Here is a 22,563-nt window from a genome sequence, read left to right as displayed (position 1 = left end):
TATGCCACCGAGATGGCTCTGTAGGTCGAGCTGACGAGAAGCGCCTGGTGGCGGACATGATGGAATTGGCCCGCCAGTATGGCCGCTACGGTTATCGTCGGATCGCGGCTTTGCTGATAGATGCGGGCTGGCAGGTGAATGACAAGCGTGTCGAAAGGCTTTGGCGTCGGGAGGGGCTGAAAGTGCCAATCAAATAACCAATGAAGGGACGGCTCTGGTTGAATGATGGGTCGTGTGTTCGGCTGCGGGCGGAGCATCGAAATCACGTTTGGAGTTATGACTTCGTGCATTGCCGAACGGATGACGGAAAGAGAGATAGAAACCCCCCCAATGTCACTGTTTGTCCAATTGTCGAAATCGATGCCAATAGGCAGTCAGACATTGAAAAGGGGTTAGCGCCTAAAGATCCTGGACCTTGGGATAGATACATCGACACCAATCGGGAGGATGATGGTCACCGTCATCGCGGCCATCGACCAGATGGAAGTCGAGACCATGAAAGAGTGCAAGGCTGTCGGTATCGACGCTGCCAAAGCTGCTGGAAAGTATAAAGGTCGGAAGCCGATCTCTGACGAAAAAAGAGAACGCATCCTTGTAGAGGTAAAGCGCGGCTCAAAGATCCAGATGATCGCCGACCATTTCAAGGTTTCACACCCAACCATCTACAATATGATGAAAGCTGCGGGTGCGACCCGTCCCGCACCGAGTGAAAGCTCTGACAGGTTTAGAGGCTAGCCAGAGACCAAGCTCGTCATCCCTCCGCCCCTGCTTTAAAGTAAGTTGATTTCTAAACGGAACCAAGGCTGACGAATTCGGACTGTGGGATTCTTCGAATGGTGCCATCGGCGACCACCAATAGGACTATTTTTCGTTGCTTTCTGCCTTCAATATTCCGTTGGCTGAAGAACCGGCAGTCAAGTTGGCATCTGAAAAAGACCTGGTTTCAGGAAGCTCAACATGAAGGGAAGACGTGTGGTCAATTTCTATTCGACCGCTGGACAACACGTAATCAAGGACGTGCCCACCTTTACTCAAGTCGCTTAAAATAAAATGTAGGTGGTAACCCGGCACACCGATCCCAGCTGCATAGTCCGGGCAACGAAATCCCAGAATTGTACCGTCTACGTCATTCAGCTCAAATTCTGCCTGAGTTTTCACGACCTCCAGCAGAGGTTTGTATGGTTTGTCCTGCCGCAAGACGTTTCTGTACTTGATATGTTTGATGTGACCAGTAATTCGAACCGCGTAGAAAAGGTTCCTTGCCTCCGCTAAAGGATCAAGATGTGCTGCAAATGCGATCTTGTCCGTTGTCGTTTCCAATAAACGGAACACTGTGGGATCGAAATTGATAACGGCTGCGTAAGGTGTCAGAGCTTTGCCACTTGCAACTGTCGCTTTTCCCTCAGCGTCGAGCCGGTACGCCACACCATCCAATACAACCATTTCTCCATCAAGCGCATTGAACGTGCCTAGGTTCTGGACCCATTAAATTGGTTGCCGTGATCTCAACTGCGTGATTCAAGCCCCTGAATTTCAGGGGTGTGTAATGAGCAATCTATTCTGGCTGACTGACGAACAAATGGAGCGTCTTCAGCCTTACTTTCCGAAGAGACATGGCAAGCCGAGGGTCGATGACCGGCGTATACTCAGCGGGATTATCTTTATAAACCGCAATGGGTCGCGGTGGTCTGATGCACCTCGCGAATATGGGCCGCCAAAGACGCTGTACAACCGATGGAAGCGGTGGAGCAACATGGGTGTGTTCGCTCGGATCATGGAAGGATTGGCTGCTGAAGGCACGGATCACAAGACGATCATGATCGACGCAACATACCTCAAAGCGCACCGCGCAGCCTCCAGCCTGCGGTTGAAAAGGGGGGCGTGGCAGACTGATCGGTAGGACCAAAGGTGGCATGAACACAAAGCTGCACGCCGTCACCGACAGTGTTGGTCGACCTATTCGGCTCTTCATCTCTGCTGGCCAGGTTAGCGACTATACAGGAGCCAGGGCTCTGGTGAACAGCCTACCATCGGCTGAATGGTTACTGGGTGATCGCGGTTATGATGCGGACTGGTTCCGTGAAGCCCTGATAGACAAGGGAATAAAGCCCTGCATCCCAGGCCGAAAATCACGCGACAAGCCTGCCCGGTACGACAAGCGCCGCTACAAACGCCGCAACAGGATCGAGATCATGTTCGGACGCCTGAAGAACTCGCGGCGTGTCGCCACTCGCTATCATCGATGCCCGAAAGTCTTCCTCTCGGCCATCGCGCTCGCAGCCACCGTCTTGTTCTGGCTGTAAATCAATGAGTCTGGAACCTAGTTCCCGAGCTGACCCTGAAATTGGGCCAGCTCGGTTCACGGTGAGTGGTGGCTTATCAGGATGTTACCACCTAGGAGGGGGGGCTCGGCTCATTCATCCTGCGCCTTTCCAATGTCTAGATTTCAGCCAAAGCTTTGAAATGTCTAATGCAGAAATGGAATAGAGCACAGTTTAAGGATCAAGAGATATACTTAAGTTGCATGTTGCCCCCATAATATGATCAGCTGTGAGTGCTAAAACGGCTCTGAGAAAACCTGAACTGAGGAACTATCATTTGGGTTAGCTTTTGGGACATCCGCGTTGAGAGGGCGGATTGGTGATCCAAGTCTGCTTGATGAGAAAGGTCCTACTTGTTTTGCCAATCCGACAGACTGAATGGTTTCGTGTAGAGTTAGCAGTCCCTGACAAGCCTCGATTGACGTGTGATTGATTTCAGAGCCTTGTGTCGCGAGCGGTGGAAGTGGCGCGTGGATTTTTTGTCGTGGTGTCGATAGCCCACGGGCTTGTTCATCTACAGCATTAATATTGAGGTCGAAAGTTAAGGGGATTGGAGCGCCTACAACTCGTTCCAAACACAGCTGCATGTGGAAGTAGTGGGTGGCTCTTTTGGTCCTTGATAACGCAAATAGATGCGGATGTTCGCAGTCAATTGCTCTGAGAAATTACCCTGAATCGGTGACTCTTCCCAATCTCAATAAACTATTTCTATGCAAAATTGGCATTGAAGTTATACAACCATGCGGAGATTGCATTTGCTCACCAAATTGCTCCCGATCATCCTGAAATCATGACGAATCCCGCTGGGATATACACAGGAGTTCGCGAGATGGCAAGTTGTTTGGAACTGGATAGTTGTATTGCGGCGCACCGGGAACGAATTGGGGCGGCAATTTCTGATCAGAGCCGGACTATAGGCACTTCTCGTATTAAAGATGTAACCAATCAATCAAGTTTTTATTTTCCGGCTCATTTCAGATGACTTTTCAGGAAGATACTTGGGACATCTCCATCAGATGCGATTTGCTCGCGTAAGGCAATGAAAAAAAACAAGAAAAAGAGTGTCGGCACTCCTAGCAACTGAAGCCAAATGACCAACTAAGAATTTGGTTTCGAGCACTCTAATACATCAAAAACCAAGAGCCCTGCCGAATGGGCCAAATAATGGAAGAGAATAAACCGAAGAAATAACTAAAGGACAAGGGGTCAGAATTGATGAAGGCGATCGAAAAATCCGTACCACCAAACTCTCCACGAAATTCCATTGAAATAAAACTATTGCCAAATCCGGTATTATCACAAGCTGTTGGGCGCCTTTTATCTGGTGTTGCACCGCTGGCCCTGGGAATTGCTCTCAGCTTCGATGCCAGCCCGACCCGCGCCGGGAGTTGTATTGATCTGGGCAATGGCGTCTTTCAATGTGAAGGAACCGGGGATGCCACTAATGACTTCCAGCAAAGCCTAGAACACGCAGACGAACTGAACGTAACAACAAACACCGGCTTCGGAATGGATGTGGCCCGGGGTGCTGCGCTGCGGCTGATCGGCAGGGACGTCACCTTCACTGATGATCAAAACGCCACCATTGTCGCGCGCCAAAACGCTGCAAGGGGAATTGCCGCCTTGGCCACCGGCGGGATAGGGGACATCAACATCACGTCGAACGGGTCTGTGACTGCCGGCAGCCATGGCATAGAGGCAACGCTCGAGAGCGAAGGATCGATAACGATTAATGCGTTTAATGTCACGAGCTATGATGCCGACGGAATCAGAGCATTGACTAGTTCGAATGTAGAAGACGTCACCGTCAACGTGGAAGGAACGGTTATAGGCCAGTGGTCTGGAATTTACGCAGAAAACAACGGTACGGGTGCGCTTAACGTTACAGCGGCAAATGTCACTGGGCTTCAGCAGGCGGCTATCATCGCCCACAGCTCCGGGACAGATATCAATATCACCACAACGGGGACGGTTTACTCTGAAAACACTGGGATAGAAGCAAGCTTGGTAGATGGTTCTGGAACACTAAATATCACCGTATCCGGATCGGTCTATAGCGAAGACTGGTATGCGATCAGTGCTGAGAACGACTACGACCAGATGTCGGTAATTGACTTGCAGGATGGGGCCTTAGTTTCTTCCGGGTATAATAGAGCCATCACGAATGAACGGGGTGACAGCCATGTTTACCTCCGGTCCGGGTCAAGAGTTGAGGGGTGGGTAGAATTAGGTACGGGCCAGGACAACCTCACTATTGAGGGCGGGGCGAGTTTCAGTGAGGGCACAATTTTTGATGGTGGCGTCGGAGAAGATGGCAGCACCACCTCCGGACCAGACGATGTGCTAAACTTCTCGGGTTATACCGGCACGCTCAACCCTGACCAGTTTAACTGGTTCGAGACGCTGACCGCGTCCAATGGCGGGACTGTGACCCTCGGAACCGCAATGGCGAGCGAATTTAGCGTCATGCGCGTAACCGACAATGCCACGCTTTCGACGGAGAGCGGCAATTTCACCTATGAGGGGGGGCTATATGTGGGTCCTACGGGCCGGTTGCAGGCTGGCGGACTTGGCACGGGTACCACGACCCTGAGCGGTTCGATCTTAAATGACGGTGTGATATCTCTGGCTGATGGCCATGGCGGGGACCATCTGGACATGCGCACCGATCTGGTGGGCACCGGGACCATTGGATTGGACCTGAACCTTTCCACCGGCAACCATGACTATGTCACCGTGGCGAGCAACACCACCGGGGCCAGTATGGGGCTGGATGTGGACACGACCGGCAGCGGCAATGGCAGCGCGCAGGATTACACTCTGGTCACGGTGCAAGGCGCAAGCTCGGCAACCGACTTTGAGCTGGTCGATGGCGATTTTGTCACCAATGAAGGTGAGCAGGCCATTACCGATGGCGACATCGTCTACGGACTGGCCTATGATGCGGAAAGCGGCACATTTTTCCTGACCCCACTCAACTATGACGGTTCGGTCGCCGTTTCACCGGGCGGCGACCTCTATGCCGCGGCTGTACAGCAGGCCAGCGACCAGATGGTCTTTGGCGCAACGCTGGGCCGCGTCATGGGGGCGGCGCAAAACGGGGCATCCGGTGCCAACACGGTCAGCCGAGCGCTGAGCGAATTAACCTCGACAAAGCGCCCCCTGATCTGGATTCAGGCCGAAGGTCAGCGTGACTCGTACTCGGTGGACGACCGGGACGTGGACACCAACATCGCCGGGTTGCGCTTTGGTGTCGGGTTGCCGCTGGCAGAACTGTCCAACGGTGTGATCATCGGCGGGTTGGAGTTTGGTATCAGCAGCCTGTCCACGGATGTGAGCACGTCGCTGACCCGGGCGGATATCGACACCGACGCATATGACGCGACGCTCAGCCTGTTGTGGATCGCCAACAGCCAACTCTATGTCGATGGGCAGCTGCGCTATGGCTATTTCGACAGCACCATCCGTCCCAATGGCGGCGATGCGGTGGGCAGCGACAGCACCGGCTACGGTCTGTCGGTCGAGGTCGGCAAGCCCTTTGCGCTGACCAACGGCCTGACGCTGATCCCGCAGGCGCAGCTGATGTACAGCGATCTGGATACGGACGACGTCTTTGACCTGGCTGGGGGTGCCCAGACTGGCTCTTTGGTTGACGGCGACACGCTGACCGCGCGGATTGGCCTGCGTGCAGAGCGCACCTTGGTTGGTAGTTCGGTGGTATTTGGACAATTCGACTATTACCACGCGTTCGACAACGAGACCTCGGTGGCCTTTGGGTCAAACACCGTCCTGACCGAGCGTGTCCAGAACACGGTGGCCCTGACATTGGGCGGCCACGTCGCCTTGACACCCAGATCATCGCTCTATGGTGAGATAATCGGTGAAACCGGGCTGGGTAGCGGATCAGGAGACTACGCCTACGGCGGCAATATCGGATGGGAATTGCGGTTCTGACATGAACATCCCGGCACCCTTTGGACCGGGTAGTGCTATCAGATCGAAACCGTGGTGTTCCTCGATTGGCAACTTCCTGTCCCCCTTTGGTCCATTCGCCATGGGGGGACAGCTTTCTTCACAGATGGCCGGATAGCGAAAGCTCACAACCACCTAAGACTGGGCACATTGTTGGCTTGCATCAATGACAATTGATGCCGTTGTCAAACTACTTGCAATCTCTCACCCAAAATTCTGACAGCCAAACTTTTTAACTTCTTTGGAGACTCAGGACCATGAGTTCTGTTTCATTCGAAAGAAGACACCGGAAGTTGACGACTTTTGAACATCAAATGATCACTTTCTGGTTCACACCCTACGAATGCACCCGAGGAATCTAACCTTTAGAACTTGATCTATTCACCATTATTCCAATTCACTAGTTGACGGGACTGAATACTTTGAAACGTCATTCTTTGAGGATTTCATAATGGCCACTTTTGAAAACATACCAATAGAAAGGCTCAATTCCGGTCACATCGCCCTTTTCATTGAATCCAATTGTGCCAAGAACTGTGCTAAATTGGTTGTCCCGTAACGCTTGGCTTACGACGTCTGCATCGACGGACCCAGTCTGCCGAACAGCTTCTGACCATGCCTGAACCGAAGCATAAGCGTGAAAAACGTACCCTTCCGGCTCAACGCCTATTTCTTCGGTTAAATCTGAAATCAACTTAGTTGCGTCAGAGCCCTTTGCTTCGGGCATTCCAAATGTGAACATCACGCCTTCGGAGGCCTCGCCCGCAATCGCCGCAAAATCTGAATTCGCTATGTTGTCACTTGCAAAAACCTTTAGGTGGGGAAACCTCTCTTTGGATTGAAGAACGATAAGCCCGGTATCAGCAACTCGGCCTGCGACATAGAGTACGTCTGGCTGAAACTCCTCAAGTCGCTCAATAACGTCGTGATAGTCCCTCTCTCCAGCCTCATAGTCAATGTAAAGCAACTGTTTTTGGCCGCGCTTTCTGAGTTGGATTTGAATCTCTTCTATGAGCTTTCGCCTAAACGCCTGGCCATTGTCTAAGATTGCAATGCGTTGTCCTGGTAAGTTATCTGCAACATAATCCCCCGCCATTCTGGCTTGGTGATCATCGCGTCCGGCAACTCGGAAAATGTAGGATTGTCCTTGTTCCGTCAGCTGTGGGCTTGTAGAACAACATGAAATCATAAGAATTTTTGCGTCTTCGTAAACCGCGCTGGCTGCAATCGAGGCGCCTGAGCACACATGCCCCATCACAACATCGACTCCCAGTTCGACCATTTGCCGGGCTACTAGGACGGCCATTTCCGCGCTACATTGGTCATCTAGTGACACAACAGTTAGCTCTTGCCCAAGCAGCCCACCCGAAGTTTCTATCGCTTGGATCGCCTTCTCTGCACCTTTCACCTGAACCGACCAGCCCCCTGGACCCGCGAGTCCTATCTTTATATCCGCATGCGCTTCTTTGAAGCTATGAGCAATCAAACAGGCCGTCGCAAGCGGACCAACGAAGAACTTGAGCCCCAACACTAGTAGTTCCTTTTGACTGTCGAGAGACCTTGACCTGCGTGCCACCCATCGCAAAGAGGTGGCTGAATTTTGCACAATACTGTTTCGGCCATTGATGCCAAGTCATTCCTCTTAGGTGGGCAGCTAGCTGTTACCAAATCTGGTCTTTCGCCTATTGATAGATTCCTGAATTATCCACACAACTTAGAGAAGTGGTTTCTTTGTAAAGATTATGGAAAGACGCACATAACTTAAACAGATTTGCGCATTCGCAAGTTTGTCGACAACACGGGAAATTTGGCTATCTGATGGTCAATCAGCCTCTAAAAGTTGTTCATGTCGTCAGCCCCGTTATCGAGCCGCAGATCTGACGCACAGTGATTATCAATGCATTTTGAGTCTAGCTGCAGACACGTTGTAGTAATGCATAACAGATTCTATTTGGGCAGCGACCGATCCCCAATCATCGCCATTTTTGGCTGCTTGCTCGAGCTGGAGGCACGATCTTGCTAGATCTTCTTCTCCAAACAATTGTCCACTACTTCTAAGAGTGTGAGCGATGCGCGCCGCTTCCGCAGCGTTTTCGTCATGGAGAGCACACCTGAGCGAGTTGGCAAGTTTCTCTCCCTCATCCAGGAATGTTTCAATCAAGTCAGCGATTACACTTGGGTTGTTCCCGACAACTGACCTCAGATGTTCGAATGGACTGGACTGCCGCGACTCTCTTGAGGATAGTGGATCCACTGATATGGCTGAGCCTCCTTGAATTGGAGCACTTTCAACTATCACTCGAACTAGGTCGTCAACACGTATCGGTTTGCTGATGTAATCGTCAAACCCGGATTTAAGATATCTCTCCCTGTCACCGACGATAGCGTTTGCGGTTACGGCAATAATACGCGGAGCTTCTTCTACCCATAACCTATGAATTTCAGACATCGTTTCAGTGCCATCCAGTTCCGGCATTTCGATATCCATCAAAACCAGATCGTAGCGTCTTCGTTCGAGCGCCTCTAGAACCTCCTGGCCATTCGCCGCGACATCGATCCTGTACCCGAAACGAGCAAGCATCAGTTGACCAAGTTTCTGGTTGGTTGGATGGTCATCAGCCAACAGGATTTGAAGCGGTATTCGTTCAGCCAAGCCAATGTCAAAGCTGGAGTCGGGCGCTTCGCTATCGATGCGCGTCCGCTGCTTCCGATTGTAGAAGACTTGCGTCAGTGCGTTAAACAACGAAGATGGCTTGAGAGGCTTCGTCAAAGTGCCGAAAAAGTCTGAATTTTCCATAGTGGCGGCTCTGTTTTTTGAAACATGAGCAATCGAAGTTAGCAACAGAAGCGGGAGTTCCTCAGCAGAATAAAATTCTCGAATTGACGTCGCTAATTCGATTGCACCTGCGGCAGAGTCTCTAGAATCCAAGATACCCACGTCGAAGCGCTCTCCGTTCTGTAGAGCGTATAATACCTCCCTTGACGTCCCGTATACCGTCACGTCCATCGACCACTCTTCCGCTAGGAGTTGCAGCATCCGCCGGTTAGTTGCATTCCCAATTACAGCGAGCATTCGCTTCCCCGTAAGTTCGGAGCAGGTGCCTACGAAGTCCGCGCCGGGCAATCTCTGGCCCGACTCGAAGCACGCGGTGAAGCGAAAAATACTTCCCACTCCCACTTCACTATCCACCCAGATCTCACCCCCCATCAACTTGATCAGTCGTTGTGAAATAGCCAATCCCAAGCCTGAACCAGACTGCTGACGCGTAGAGGACGAGTCCAGCTGACTGAACGATTCAAACACCTGCTCAAGGTGATGGGCGGGTATGCCAATGCCGGTATCGCGGATACTAAAATTCAGCTCGACCAAATCGAGCTGATCTTCATTTTGCTGTGGCTTGCCAACAACATTGAGTGCTACCTCGCCGGATTTTGTAAATTTTATCGCGTTGTTCAGCAGATTGATCAGAACTTGCCGTAAACGCGTAGCGTCGCCGACAATCGAAGATGGAGTGCCTGGTTCGATATAGTAGACCAGTTCAATAGATTTGCTCGCAGCCAGAACTGCAACCAAATCTAGCGCTTCCTCGATGCAGGTACGCAATTCGAACGGATTTTTTTCAAGCTCGATCCGACCGGCTTCAACCCGACTAAAATCCAAAATGTCGTTGATCAACGCTAGAAGTTCTTCTGCCGAGCGGCTGATCGTATTTGTAAACTCCAATTGTGCTGAGTCTAAGTTGGTATCGAGCATAAGACTGCTCATTCCAATGATACTGTTCATGGGTGTTCGGATTTCGTGGCTCATGGTTGCCAAAAATGCACTTTTCGACCGGTTCGCCGCCTCGGCGGCCTCAGTTGCCGATTTGAGTGCAGTAATATCAGCGTAGATAGCCACTGTGTTGTCTTCTTCTGTCTTATGTTCCGAGACCTGCAAGCAACGCCCATCTGCCAGTTCCAGAACTTGAGTAGCACTCGGTTGCTTCCGAAGTGCTAGCCTTTCCGCGATCCATTTTTCTTCGCAACCTACCGCATCTCCAAAAACACCGTTCTCAACCGCTGTTCGAAGAATGGTCGAAAAAGAAATACCCTCAGTTAGCGTGGTTGAACCGGTTGGAGAAAAAAGCTTGCGGTAATTAGAGTTACAAAGAAGAAGGCGATCATGCCGATCAAAAACCGAGAAACCCTCCGAGATGTTCTCAATCGCGTCAACCAGCCGACGCCGCGCCGTCTGAAGCTCTCTTAGATTGGCTTTTTTGACTTCAATGGCAGTATCGCGAAAACCTGACAATGCTGACGCCATTCTAGCAATTTCATCTTTTCCGTCCGCCGGTGGTACTTCTGCTTCCAAGTTGCCCCCGGCTATGGCCAGCATGCTATCGCTCAAGGCACCAAGACGTTCGATTAAGGGGCGGCCCACGAAGATTTTAGCTATTCGAAGCGTACTAATCATACTTAGAATAACGATCGCGATAAGGAAATTTCGGCTGAAAGTTTGTACATTCGCAGAACGCTCTCTGGCCTCGCGCATGGAGACGTTGGCAAACTCGACGAGTGCGTTTACTTCGGTTGTGAGCAGGTTAGACGTTTCAACATTTTCGACCAACAATTCTCGGGCGTCTCTGATCGCGGTCAGCTCCGCTTTTCGAATGGAAGGCAGGCTACTATTGCCGTCTATGAGCAAATTGAAGGTTCGGATCTGCGGCAACAATCGTCGCCGCACTTGATCCGGAAAACCGATTGCAAGCTTTTCTAATTCAACAATCTTCTTAGTGACGGGAATAACATCGACATCAATTCCGGCAATACTTTCTTGGTTTGCAATGGTCAGAAAGCCGCTTCGAATGGAATCGATTAAAATCACGGCATCCTGTTGCGGCAGAAGATTGACTATCGCGGTATCCCAGTCGTTTTGTTCAAGCTTGCTGATGAAATCGGATTGTTGAACCTGCAGGTTTTCTCGCCGACGAGATATTGATAAACCCAGAAGTCTCACCGCAGGAGCCAACGTGTTCTGCGCGACGTACGCGGCTCTCGTCAATTCACGTAAGCGCGCATCCTTCTGTGTCGCTGTTTCAATTCGCATCGCTACCAACTGATCCAGGACAATGAGGTTGTCGTTTAGATCACCGACCAGCCCAGCAATTCTTTGCGCGACTTCTTTTTCTGCTTCTGACGCAGCGCTATCACCCAACCTCAATGCTGGAGTAAGCTGTGTAAACTGCTTTTGAATCTGTGCATAGGTTTCCAGACGGGTTCGATCATCGTTCGCGACCAGCAACGCAGGGGCCGATCGGACAATTGCTTCTACATCTCGTGAAAGCGTCGTCCAAGATACTGCCTGTGGCACATTTCGCGTCATGACCTCATCGAAGGACCTGCTAACCAGGGAGAGCGAGTACACCCCCGCTGCAGCTGCCAACAGACTGAACATCAAAAAGCCGAACAGTGATAGATGAAGGCGACCGCTCACACTGTTGGCAAATTCTGAAAAAGACCTGTTCATTGAAATTCCGGTAGTTGCCTTTGATCCATCACACGCAAATTCTGCACACCAGACATAGCGTAAAAGCGAGATCTCGTGGCTGCTTTCCTTTCATTCACACAAGAAGAACGTTTCTTTTCCAATCACCTCTCCTAAGGCACAACCACTGATTTTGATTAAAAACAACTCCAAATTGGTTCTCCCGCAATGCAAGGATGGCAATGTCAGCATCAACAGGCTCCGACCTGTCAACTGACTTAGGCCGTTCCGGAAGTCGGCCATTTACCTGGCTGACGCCCAAGGGACCGAAGCGCTGCCTAGTGAGATTTTTCCGAGGTAGTTGTTTGCTGTTATGCTCTGATGTTCATCGTCCCCGACAAAGCGGAATATCTGGGATTGGCCCAGCTCTGTTCCACGAGTGCCTATGGGAAAATTCGAAGTCTCGACAATCTCTGAACTGTCGCATGCCGGATATCCCTCAGTTAACACGATAGAACAAACATAGCGCATCACAGCAGCAAGGTTCGTCTGAACCTTTTTCCTAACCAACTGGACAGCCCTGTTCGCGCTGCACTCACTGCCGACCGATACGATAAACATTTCAAGCAAAAGCAGTCGGCAGGCTAGATAAATTTCTTGAACCGCTTTCTCTTCGCCCAGAAACTGCACCAAAGCGTTTCTAGGGCCTGCGCTTTTACGCCTGATATCCACATGCGCAGCCTTAGAGGACTGATCAACAACATACATCTTCACGAAGAGGATAGAAAAGCACTCTAAATTCAACAATATATGCATCCTCCTACGCCAGCCGCACCTTGGACTGAGCCGGCATTGAGCACCAAGCCTTGGCTCAGCCAAGCATAATCCCACAAAGATCTGTTGCACCAAGTCCTTGTTCAAAAACCAAACATTATAGCCCATGTGCCTCCCAAAAGATTGGTTTGCACATGCATTTTGAAACACTCGGTCGAGTAATGGTTGGCGGGCCATCCCATGATCCGGATCAGCTCTGCGCCAGGGTAGATGCCTTGATACAGAGCATTGTGAATGTGCTGAACAATCGCAGGCGAGCGTCGCGCGGGTTCTGAAATTAGCAGTTCGCCCGCTATCAGGCCAAAATGCCAGTCATGAAGCCAGATCGTTTCGTATGCGTCTTCGACCTGGTCGATGAGTCGCAAAATAGATTTTGAGATAGCACCTAGCGCAATTCCATCCATCATCTCGGGTTGATCAACATAACGACGCAACAGAGGGTGGATTTGAGACAAACCAGGCGTGTTCGCCAAAGTACGTTGCCCTACAGACCAAGAGGCCGATTCATAATAGTTCTGATTGATCCTTACACTGAAGTACCGTTTGTCGAAAACACCGCCTTGTACTGAAGTATTGTCACATTGCGGAAACCCATGTGACAATGCCGCGGACATCAGATTGGGTTCATAAAATAACCAAGCCAGTCCACCATTGTCGCGACAATACGCAAAAAGTTCGACTTCAAACTGATATGGATATTTTGTAACCGGATCATAAAGCGTGACTGGAAGAGTCGCCAATCTGGGACCAAGAGCTTTCCCCAAGTGGTCGCGAATTTTTTCGGTTAATGTCATCGCCCATTCGATTTGCGGAAACAGGTCGCAGGTTAACTTTACAAAGTCTCCCAAACCGCCGAACGCTCCAACATGAGAATTTTGAACTGTAGGGCTTATTGTCCGGCCCTGATCAGAAATCGTTGCCCCAAAACGTTCACGGTGCGCAGCAATATATGTATCCAGCTCCAAACAACTTGCCATTGCGCGAACTCCTGTGTATTCCCAGCGGGATTCGTCATGATTTCAGGATGATCGGGGGTTATGTGGTGGGCAAATGCTATCTCCGCATGGTTGCATATTTCTAATGTCATTTTTGCATAGAAATAGTTTATTGAGATTGCGAAGAGTCACCGATTCAGAGTAAATTTTCCAAAAAGTCGATTACGAATATTCGCATGTGTTTAAAAAATATTGATCTAAGGCGTCACACATCGCCCCTTACACAGCGATGGTAAAAGAGGTTGCGGGAACTCTAACTCCTTTGACATTTGACCTCAATATTATCGCGTTAGTTGATCAATTTTTGGCTAGCAACAAACAACTTAATTAAATCTCCTTATTCAACAACTGTGCTCCATTCCGATTCTGCATTAGACATTTTTATGCTTTGAAACAATTTTGGTAATTGGAAAGGCGCAGGATGTTCAAGCCGCCCCCCCCACACACCCTAAGTGGCGACATCCTGACAAGCTTCCACGAACCCTGAACCGAGCTGGCCCAATCTCGGGTCAGCTCGGGAATTTCAACCTTGACTCGTGAGAATAGTGCGAACTGAGCTGAGTTTTTTGGCTAGTTGCTGACGCGATAAAGAGTGGAGTACTGCTGAATAAGCGATTCAACACCGTACAGATAGGCTTTTTGCTCTACTCTCATGACGTGATGGCACCCGACGACAATAACGCGCCAAGTTGGGTTCTAATTCCTCGGTGACATCTTCGCCGAGTGTCTTGAGTTTTGGCTGAACCCTCGCGGGACATTACCGCGCAATGTCCTCCCGGGCAGAGGATGGATCATGCGTGCGGCTGAATCCTGAGTATCGAAACCATGTCTGCTCCTATGACTTCGTGCATTGCCGAACAGATGACGGAAAGTTTTTCCGGACGCTGAACATCATTAATGAGAACAGCTGGGAATGTCTGGGGATCAGGGTGAAGCGCAAGCTGAATTCGATGGGTGTGATTGATATTCTGACAGATCTAATCATCCCGCATGACGCTCCTGCTTTCATCCGGTCAGCCAATGGCACTAGGTTCGTTGCTCAGGCCGTCCGGGACTGGATAGCTGCCGTCGGTGCAAAGATGGCTTACATCGAACCAGGGTCACTCTGGGAGAACGGCTACAGCAAAAGCTTCAATGGCCGGTTCCGGGACGAGCTGCTCAACGGCGAAATATTCGATACCTTGCGGGTAGCACAGATTCTGATCGAGCAAGGGAAGAAACACTACAACACGAAAAGACCACACATTGCATTGGGATACCGCCCGCCGACCCTCGAAGCCATCATCACGATGGAAAATAGGCCAATCATGCACTAACAATCAAATTGAACCAGTCAGATGAGGCAGCTCATGCGCAGTTCATTTCTCATATCGGCCCAACTAACCGCTTTGAGTTGGTACTGGCTGTGCTCGGCTCTGGGTTTTCCAGTCGCATTTCTACCGTCACATGGCCGATATCACAGTGAGCTTTCAGCCACTGTTTTACCAAGGCCTTGATAAGAGGCGCGTCTGCTCCTTGCGCTATCGTAACCTCTAACGTCGCTATCTTGCGTTCCTGTGTTAACAACCAGGCGTGAACATGTCCGACGGACACAACATCAGGTATTTCCGATTGCAGCTGTTTGGCAACTTGCTTGCTGTCAAATTCTGCTGGGGTGCCCTCAAGAAGTATATGAGCACTGTCCATGACTACTGTTGCAGCAGCTTTAAGTATAATCAATGAAACGAAAACAGATAGGATTGGATCAATCGGTGTCCATCCTGTGAAGATAATAACAAGCGATGCTATGAGCGCCGCAACAGACCCTAGCATGTCTCCGGCAACATGGAGAATTGCTGCACGCACGTTTAAATTTTCTCCTCCTCCGCGGGTTAGGATGAGAAAAACAATAATATTGACGATCAGACCTGTAAGCGCCACCCACAGCATAATCCCACCAAGAACTTCTTTCGGCGCCGACAATCGTTGCCAAGCTTCCCAACTGATCCAGATGGCGATGACAAATAATGCTAAACCATTCACGAAAGCGGCCAGGACGGGGAAGCGATCAAACCCATAGCTTCGCTTATTATCTGCTGGGCGCCTAGACAAACGGAACGCAATCCATGCTAGCAACAGAGACCCGAAATCTGTCAGCATATGCCCTGCATCTGCTATCAGAGCTAAAGATCCCGAAATAACTCCTCCTATCATTTCTATGAACATGAACAAGCCAGTGAGACCCGCAGCCAAGGCGATCTTCTTCTCGTTTCTGGGTAGGTGGGAATGTGCATGCCCACTGTGTTCGTGTGTGCTCATCTGTAGTCGCCGATTCTGTTGTAGTCTTAGCCTGATCAGCCCCACCTGAGTGGGTCGTTTGATTGTCAGTACATCAGTGGCCGTTGTATTATTCTGATGATTTTTTCGGGCGCTGGTGGTCGATATCACCGCGGCCCCGCTGATGCTTTGCGTGAATATCCACATCGCGTCCGCGCGGCCGGCAGGGCGACAACCCCTGCATCTCCGCCATCAGCGGTGGGGCCATCCTGCAAGGATAAACCGACCGCGGTGGTTGTCTCCCCGATCGCTTGGCTGGCAATTCGGCGGGCACGATCAGAGCGTCGGCGGCAATATCTGGATCGCCGCCATAGGTTGATTTACTACCAGTCGTCGTAGTATCCGCAACGGCCTCCTTCGTTTCGGCGACGATATCATCTGTGAAGTCGGTGGTCTGGCTGTCGATGTCGATCTCAAGAACCGAGCCATAGGTATAGGAAATCGAACTGTTTTCACCCGAGTACTCGACAACGGTGTTGTCGACAGGGGATGGGCTAAAATCAGCATGTGTACCATTAGGGATAACGCCCAAAACGACACCAACACCCATCGAAACCAAAATCACCGTACGCATTTTTTCTACCCGCAATAAGTCTCACCCGAAGGAGGCTTACTTTGCACCTTCGGCTTTTATGTTTTTCATGCTAAAGGTGAGCACATTTGGATCAATATTGGCTCGAGCTCTATTCCAAATTTGCATTACCGAAACGACATCTCGTGAGGCGTTATTCCGATTTTGCATTCTTGCTGATTTGAAAATGTGGTTCTCTTGGTGACGTCGTATTAACTACCGTTTGTTTGTTCATTCTGATATTTAGAGAAATTGTCGTGAAATCTAAGAAAAATCTGAATAATAGAGCCACCAGATGCAGTTACCCCGCGACTTGAGAAAATTGGCGAAGCTCAGAGGCCTGATACAAATCGAAATGCTATTTTCGGATCATGTTTATAGCCTTGATGCCATCCAGAGGTGCCGATGTGGAAACGATAGACTGGAACGCACAAATGTTCCGGACACGCCGTTTCATAAATCCTGGCATTCAAGCAAAGCGTAGAGACTGGCGGAAACGATCCCTAAGAGACCATTTCTACATGGTCGCCAAATCTCACCGTTGCCATGCAAAAACTGCGAAATCTCAAAGCCTGTCTATCTGGTTAGCAGTGCATCAGAACACGCTAAGATGCGGGTTTCAGTCTCGATTCTGCAGCGCCGAGTGTAGCGCTGCAGAGGTTTCAAATTGTTAGAAGGCCCACTGAAGACCGAAACGTGCGAACGGGCCTTGGGCGTTGCTACCAATCTCTTGTTCTACGTTAACTTCCAACTGTGTGTTTCGGGCGACTTCCTTCTCGTAACCAACCGCCAAGCTTCCACCAGTGAAATCATTTGAGGCAAAGATCAGGGTCTCGGTCGTCGAGAAGACGGTTACATCGGCGTCGGACTCACCCAGACCGCGACGTACGACGCCACTCACCTGCCCGGTTAAAACACCACCGGCAAGCTCTGCTTCAGCTTCGACGCCCAAGTGGGCTTCGATCACCTCGGTGGTGACATCCCCGACGGTTGCATTCGCGCTTGAGCCTGTCTCGGTATAGCCATCATCCTTTTGGTTGGTGTATCTGACATCCGCAAACCCGAGCAGCCCGAAATCACTACTGACGTCAAATGCGCGTTTAACCGCGACATTCGCTGTAATGAGTCGGCTATCATATTCGGCATCAGCATCAGAGCTGCCGTCGATCTGACGTGTTCGGTCAGTCGAGAGCCAAGCGTAACCAAGCCCGCCTTCAACCGTGTAAGCACCGAACTGCCGTCCAAAGGCGGCGTCGAGGTAGAAACCGGTGGTGTCGAAGTCGGTTGTGTCAGTGTCACCATCGGATGAGAACACACCCATGCTCAGAGCCATTGCTAAGCCGCTGTCTAATTGCCCCGTGAAACCGGCGCTACCGCCGTACAGAGTTACGTCTGTGTCGACGCCAGCCTCGGATTCGAAGTCCCGACGCTGAAAATCGACCGCAGCATAAGGCCGCACGCCAGCGATAACGCCACCCTGTGCTACCTGCGGCGACTGATTGTAGTTCAGCGCGTTGCCGCTGCTGCCCACGACACTCCCATAAAATGCCACGACGTCACTTGAAACTGCGAAGTCGGCTCCGTCGACCGCAGCATAGACCGGTGCTGCTCCACCTTCGTCCTGTACGAACCAAGCAGACCCTTCATCAGAAACCGTAGTGGTAAACGAACCGGAGTCCGGCGCTGCATCCTCAAAGCGGAAAACTGCGCTACCGCCTCTGGCATCAAGGGCCACATTGTGCTCGTTGACCCGGATCAAACCCTCAACATCGTCTTCGGTACTGGCATTCAGCGTTCCCGTACCAGTGCCCAGATAAACGGCATAGGCTTCGTCATTGCTCGAAACCTGGATTGTGCCCAGACCATCAATCGTGCCGTTGAAAATGTTGAACTCGACACCAACCGCGCGCGTGCCCGAGCTGCCTGTTGCGTGAGCGGAAATCAGGCCCGAGTTTGAGAAGGTCCCTGTCATATTATTGGCATAAACACCGAGTGCTTCTGCCTCGTTTGGATATGGACCACCCGTATCCGATCCAGATTGGGCGGAAACAATAATGCTGCCGGAGTTTGAGATATCTCCTGTCATCTCCCCGCTCTCAAACACGCCATAGGCATTACCTTTGGCGCCGGTTGAAATTGCAGAGGCCGTCACCGTGCCCGAGTTCGTGACACTGCCACTCAATGTACCATTCAAGTAAATCCCGGCTGCAGACGCATAGCTTTCGGCAGCTTCCGCCCTGAGCGTCATAGTGCCAGAGTTTATAACAGTACCCGAGACTTCCTTGCGGATGTATATGCCTGATGCAGTTGCTAAGTTAGCCGATGTTAGAGACTTGGCCGTGCCTGTGATTTTTCCCGCGTTTTCTATCCGTCCTTCGACTAAGTCGTCGACGGAAATCCCTCGCGCACGGGGCCTGTCATCAGTATCGGTGCTGGCAAACGCGGTAATTGTACCGCTGTTGAAAACGGTCGCGTCTGTCAACACGTTTTCACTAACGCGAATGCCATAGGCGAGAGCAGAGGACTCGCCCGCTATCGCGCTCACGTTGATCGTACCGCTGTTTTCGATACGTCCGGACAGGTTGTCGCCGACTACAATACCGTATGCAGACGCTCCGTAGTAGTTAGGTGCAGACGCCAAGACGTCCAGTGTACCCGAATTCGCGATCACACCATTCGCATTGCCGTCCACTTCGATCCCATAAGCATGAGCCGAACTGTCAACTGAAGTAATCGCGACCGATTTAATCGTATCAGTGTTATCAATCCGGCCGGTGTCGGCCAAATTGCCGTCGACTAAGATGCCCCAAGCTAAACCGTTTTGGTGAGAAAAGGCGCGGGATTGAACATCAATAGTTCCGGAGTTCATGATCGAACCCTCAAGATCACCACTGATATGAATGCCATAGGCAAAAGCGGTGCTGCCGCCCGTGTTTAACGCATCAATATTGATGACCCCTGAGTTTAGAATCTGGCCTGTCGACGAGACATCCCCTTCCACATAAATGCCCCGAGCAATTGCCTCGCCTTCCGTTCCCAAAACCTCGATACTGATTGTGCCAGTGTTCTCGATTAAGCCTTCGGAATCGTTGGCGACCTTGATGCCAATAATACTGCGCGGACTAGTACCCGTCACATCCAAGGCAATGGTACCGTTGTTCACCAGCACACCGGTCTCAAGCAGTTCTCCATCCAACAGAAGGCCCGTCGCTGTTTCGATAGCCGAACCTGTGACCGAAATTGTCCCGTTATTGGTAGCTGTGCTTGAGTAATCAGTTTCAATTGTAAGCGCAGGAGCGCTTGTGGATGTGATCTCAACCGCGCCGGTTGACGTAATTTCGTGATCCTCATCGGCTGAGGTCACTTGCGGCGTGGTCAAAACCGTTGAGATGCTGTCCGCCTGTGCAATCCCCGTGGTCAACGCAATCATCGACACTTGCGCCAGCAATGCGGCTGGCGCGGCGCTAACGATTTTCCCTTTCCACTTGAAAAGTCGGCCACCACAAAGTCTGGGGGTGGCAACCCCCACCTTACTATTCGACATGTTCTGCCCCCACTATCGCTAAGCTTCTTCCGAAGCTTGTCGTTTTGCAGCGGCCGGCTTCGTTAACGCTTGGCTAACCAACAGAAAATCGATGTTCAATTGGCCAAGCGCACAATTCATCGGACTATAAAAAATATGCATACTGTGGGAAATTCGTAGAAATCTGCAACAAGATTTAGCAATTTGTCGGCGCTCCCAAACGCAACCTGTCACCTGTAAAACCGGAGATCTTTGAATGTCAGAGAACCAAGCGCTTTCCATCGGCGCAGCCTACAACCTGGGCGCGAAGGCTTTCAAAGATGGACAGTTCCAGCGCGCGGTCAACATTCTGAATCAAATACTTCAATCTGCACCTGAATTCGCACCCGCCCACCAGCTTCTTGGCGTCATTGCGTTCCAAACCGGCCAAACCGGCCCCGCCGAAAACGCAATGCGCGAGGCCATCCGTTTGAATCCCGACAATGCCGGCTTCCTTGCAAACTTGACCGAGGTTTTGCGCGCAAACGGCAAGGTTGACGAAGCCCTGAAGGCAGGCAAACGGGCGGTTCAATTGGCACCAGGAAATGCCAGCGCGCATTCCAATCTAGGGCTGGTCTATTACGACTCTGGCGACCTGACAGAAGCTGAGGCTTCTCAAAAAAGAGCGTTGGCTCTAGCCCCCGAATTAGTAGCTGCACTGAACAACCTTGGGTCGATTGCACGTGACAAAGAAGACCAGGCAGGAGCCATTTCCTTTTACCGTCAGGCTGTGCACGTTCAGCCCGATTTCATGGAACCCGTCAGTAACCTTGTATCCGTGCTGATCGAAACGGAGGCCTTTGACGAGGCCCGAGCACTTGCGGATGACTATCTCGGCAAACCGAATGCTTCGGCAGAGTTGTACCGCAATCGGGGTCGATTGCATGCATTGCATTGCGAATGGGACGAGGCCGAGCGGGACTTTCGCAGCGCCATCGCTCTGGATGAAAGGAGACCCGAATCATATGTCGGATTGGCGCAGGTCCTGACTGAGAAAAACCTGCACGAGCTTGCTCTGCTGGAAGCCGAGAAAGCGCAGCGCTTGGACCCTGCACACGCCCCCGCCTATCACTACATTGCCGTTTGTAAATCGCATTTGGGGGATATTGAGACAGGCTTTGCCAACTATGAAAAGGCTTTGGTACTCAAGCCGGATTTCACCGCAGCCATGATGGCACTGGGCTATCTGGAGATGGAAAAAGGCGATTTCGACGCGGCCCGTAATTGGTTCAACAAGGCGGCCGAGAAAAACGCAGCGCGGCTGAATGCCCAAATCGCTCTGGTCAAGCTGGACAAGGTTACGGAAGACAACGTCGATTTTCAGGGCCTTGTGGCCGCGTTACCCAAGGCCGAAACAATGCCGCCGGAACAGTCGGCTTCGTATCACTATGCCTTGGGGAAATGCTACGAAGACCTCAAACGCTATGACAGCGCGTTTGACCACTTTGCAAAGGGCGCCGCGATCAAGCGAAGCATCATTGACTTTGACGCAGACCAGATTGAGGAAACGGCAGACGACCTGATTGCAAATTTCACGCCAGACCTGATCGAGAGATTGCGCAAAAGCGCTGTGGACAGCACCCAGCCTATCTTTGTCGTTGGGATGCCCAGGTCGGGAACCACCTTGACCGAGGCGATCCTTGCCAGCCACCCTGAAGTGTTCGGTGCCGGAGAACTGAGCTATATGCACAAGCTGTTTGCGGACCAACTACGCGGCGGTAACAAGAAAACGGGCAGCTTAATCGCCAGCCTGTCAGATCAAGACCTTGCCAAACGCGCCCGGGAATATGTCCGTCAACTTGATACGCATGCACCGGGTTTCTCGCATATCGTCGACAAAATGCCAGCCAACTTCCTTTTGGTCGGCCTCATTCATGCCGTCATGCCCAACGCGCGGATCGTGCATATCGCGCGCAATCCCTTGGATACATGCCTGTCTTGCTTTACGCGTGTGTTCCAGCGCAGCCAACTTCACAGTTACGACCAAGTTGAATTGGGGCGATATTTCAACGCCTATGTGCGAGTCATGCAGCATTGGATGGATGTGCTGCCCGCAGGCAGTTTTCACACCGTTCACTACGAAAATCTGGTCGATGACATTGAATTCGAAGCCCGGCGACTAGTGGCGCATTGTGGTCTTGATTGGGATGAAAGTTGCCTTGCGTTCTACAAAGGAGAGCGTCGCGTTCGGACCGCAAGCGTTCAGCAGGTACGCCAACCCTTGTATAATTCGTCAAAAGAGAAATGGCGCAATTACGAGCGACATTTGAGACCACTGATCGAGACTATTGGCGGGTCGCTGGTTGATTGCTAGGTGACTAGCCTAGGCTCCGCAGAGTTTTAGTTGGATGGTTTTGTTGCCGAAGAGAGAGCCTCCACGATACAAATCAATGGCAAGTGGCTTCCGGCAAAGCTCTTATCTAGCTTAATAAGAACTTTGCCCAAATCACTCCACTCACTGCACAAAGCGAGTTCTCTGGCTCAAGAAGGTTGTGTCGCGAAACTTAAGAGAAGCCTGAAAAGTTCAC

The 22,563-nt window shown here is 51.2% G+C and carries 11 protein-coding genes and 3 pseudogenes; 6 read left to right on the top strand and 8 right to left on the bottom strand.

All coding sequences use genetic code 11. The features are described 5' to 3' along the window. Positions 1–23 precede the first annotated feature (23 nt). Both ABLN94_RS21740 and ABLN94_RS21735 read left to right on the top strand, forming a co-directional pair. Positions 24–320: pseudogene (locus ABLN94_RS21740) on the top strand (IS3 family transposase); the annotation flags it as partial. A gap of 85 nt (positions 321–405) precedes the next feature. Beyond that, positions 406–735 (top strand): recombinase family protein, encoded by a 330-nt coding sequence (locus tag ABLN94_RS21735; protein WP_352996383.1) that lies wholly within the window; start codon positions 406–408, stop codon positions 733–735. 126 nt (positions 736–861) lie between these two features. Here ABLN94_RS21735 and budA read toward each other — a convergent pair. Beyond that, positions 862–1,461 (bottom strand): annotated as a pseudogene (gene budA, locus ABLN94_RS21730) (acetolactate decarboxylase); the annotation flags it as partial. Between the two features lie 85 nt (positions 1,462–1,546). On the opposite strand from budA, the gene ABLN94_RS21725 reads away from it, so the two are divergent. Further along, positions 1,547–2,303 (top strand): IS5 family transposase gene (locus ABLN94_RS21725; RefSeq protein ID WP_352996368.1). Its coding sequence is split into 2 segments (ribosomal slippage): positions 1,547–1,872 and positions 1,871–2,303, totalling 759 coding nucleotides; the frame shifts between segments, so codons are not numbered across the junction. A 1,233-nt stretch (positions 2,304–3,536) separates the two neighbouring features. Then, the gene (locus tag ABLN94_RS21720; protein WP_352996366.1) at positions 3,537–6,275 is read left to right on the top strand and encodes an autotransporter outer membrane beta-barrel domain-containing protein; all 2,739 of its coding nucleotides are present in this window, start codon (positions 3,537–3,539) and stop codon (positions 6,273–6,275) included. Between the two features lie 448 nt (positions 6,276–6,723). Here ABLN94_RS21720 and ABLN94_RS21715 read toward each other — a convergent pair whose 3' ends face one another. From ABLN94_RS21715 to ABLN94_RS21700, 4 genes are all read right to left on the bottom strand, one after another. Then, complete coding sequence (locus tag ABLN94_RS21715) at positions 6,724–7,824, bottom strand: branched-chain amino acid ABC transporter substrate-binding protein (protein WP_352996364.1); 1,101 nt, start codon at positions 7,822–7,824, stop codon at positions 6,724–6,726. Between the two features lie 363 nt (positions 7,825–8,187). Further along, entirely contained in the window at positions 8,188–11,799 is a 3,612-nt protein-coding gene (locus ABLN94_RS21710; protein ID WP_352996362.1) for a response regulator, read from the bottom strand. 261 nt (positions 11,800–12,060) lie between these two features. Continuing rightward, entirely contained in the window at positions 12,061–12,564 is a 504-nt protein-coding gene (locus tag ABLN94_RS21705; protein ID WP_352996360.1) for a hypothetical protein, read from the bottom strand. A gap of 110 nt (positions 12,565–12,674) precedes the next feature. Further along, the gene (locus ABLN94_RS21700) at positions 12,675–13,568 is read right to left on the bottom strand and encodes a glycogen/starch synthase (protein ID WP_352996358.1); all 894 of its coding nucleotides are present in this window, start codon (positions 13,566–13,568) and stop codon (positions 12,675–12,677) included. Positions 13,569–14,371: 803 nt separating this feature from the next. On the opposite strand from ABLN94_RS21700, the pseudogene ABLN94_RS21695 reads away from it, so the two are divergent. Continuing rightward, positions 14,372–14,902 (top strand): annotated as a pseudogene (locus ABLN94_RS21695) (integrase core domain-containing protein); the annotation flags it as partial. 49 nt (positions 14,903–14,951) lie between these two features. Here the strand turns inward: ABLN94_RS21695 and ABLN94_RS21690 are convergent. From ABLN94_RS21690 to ABLN94_RS21680, 3 genes are all read right to left on the bottom strand, one after another. Continuing rightward, on the bottom strand, positions 14,952–15,884 hold the full coding sequence (locus tag ABLN94_RS21690; RefSeq protein ID WP_352996356.1) for a cation diffusion facilitator family transporter: 933 nt from the start codon (positions 15,882–15,884) through the stop codon (positions 14,952–14,954). An 88-nt stretch (positions 15,885–15,972) separates the two neighbouring features. Next, the gene (locus ABLN94_RS21685) at positions 15,973–16,476 is read right to left on the bottom strand and encodes a hypothetical protein (RefSeq protein ID WP_352996354.1); all 504 of its coding nucleotides are present in this window, start codon (positions 16,474–16,476) and stop codon (positions 15,973–15,975) included. A 667-nt stretch (positions 16,477–17,143) separates the two neighbouring features. Further along, entirely contained in the window at positions 17,144–20,017 is a 2,874-nt protein-coding gene (locus ABLN94_RS21680; protein ID WP_352996352.1) for an autotransporter outer membrane beta-barrel domain-containing protein, read from the bottom strand. A 235-nt stretch (positions 20,018–20,252) separates the two neighbouring features. Between ABLN94_RS21680 and ABLN94_RS21675 the strand changes: the two genes are divergently transcribed. Continuing rightward, positions 20,253–22,349 carry a tetratricopeptide repeat-containing sulfotransferase family protein gene (locus tag ABLN94_RS21675; protein ID WP_352996350.1) on the top strand — a complete coding sequence of 699 codons (2,097 nt, stop codon included), beginning with the start codon at positions 20,253–20,255 and terminating at the stop codon, positions 22,347–22,349. Positions 22,350–22,563: the final 214 nt, after the last annotated feature.

The sequence above is a fragment of the Ruegeria sp. SCP11 genome (assembly GCF_040329455.1).
GTDB lineage: Bacteria > Pseudomonadota > Alphaproteobacteria > Rhodobacterales > Rhodobacteraceae > Ruegeria > Ruegeria atlantica_E.
This window is presented reverse-complemented; position numbering and strand designations above follow the sequence as displayed.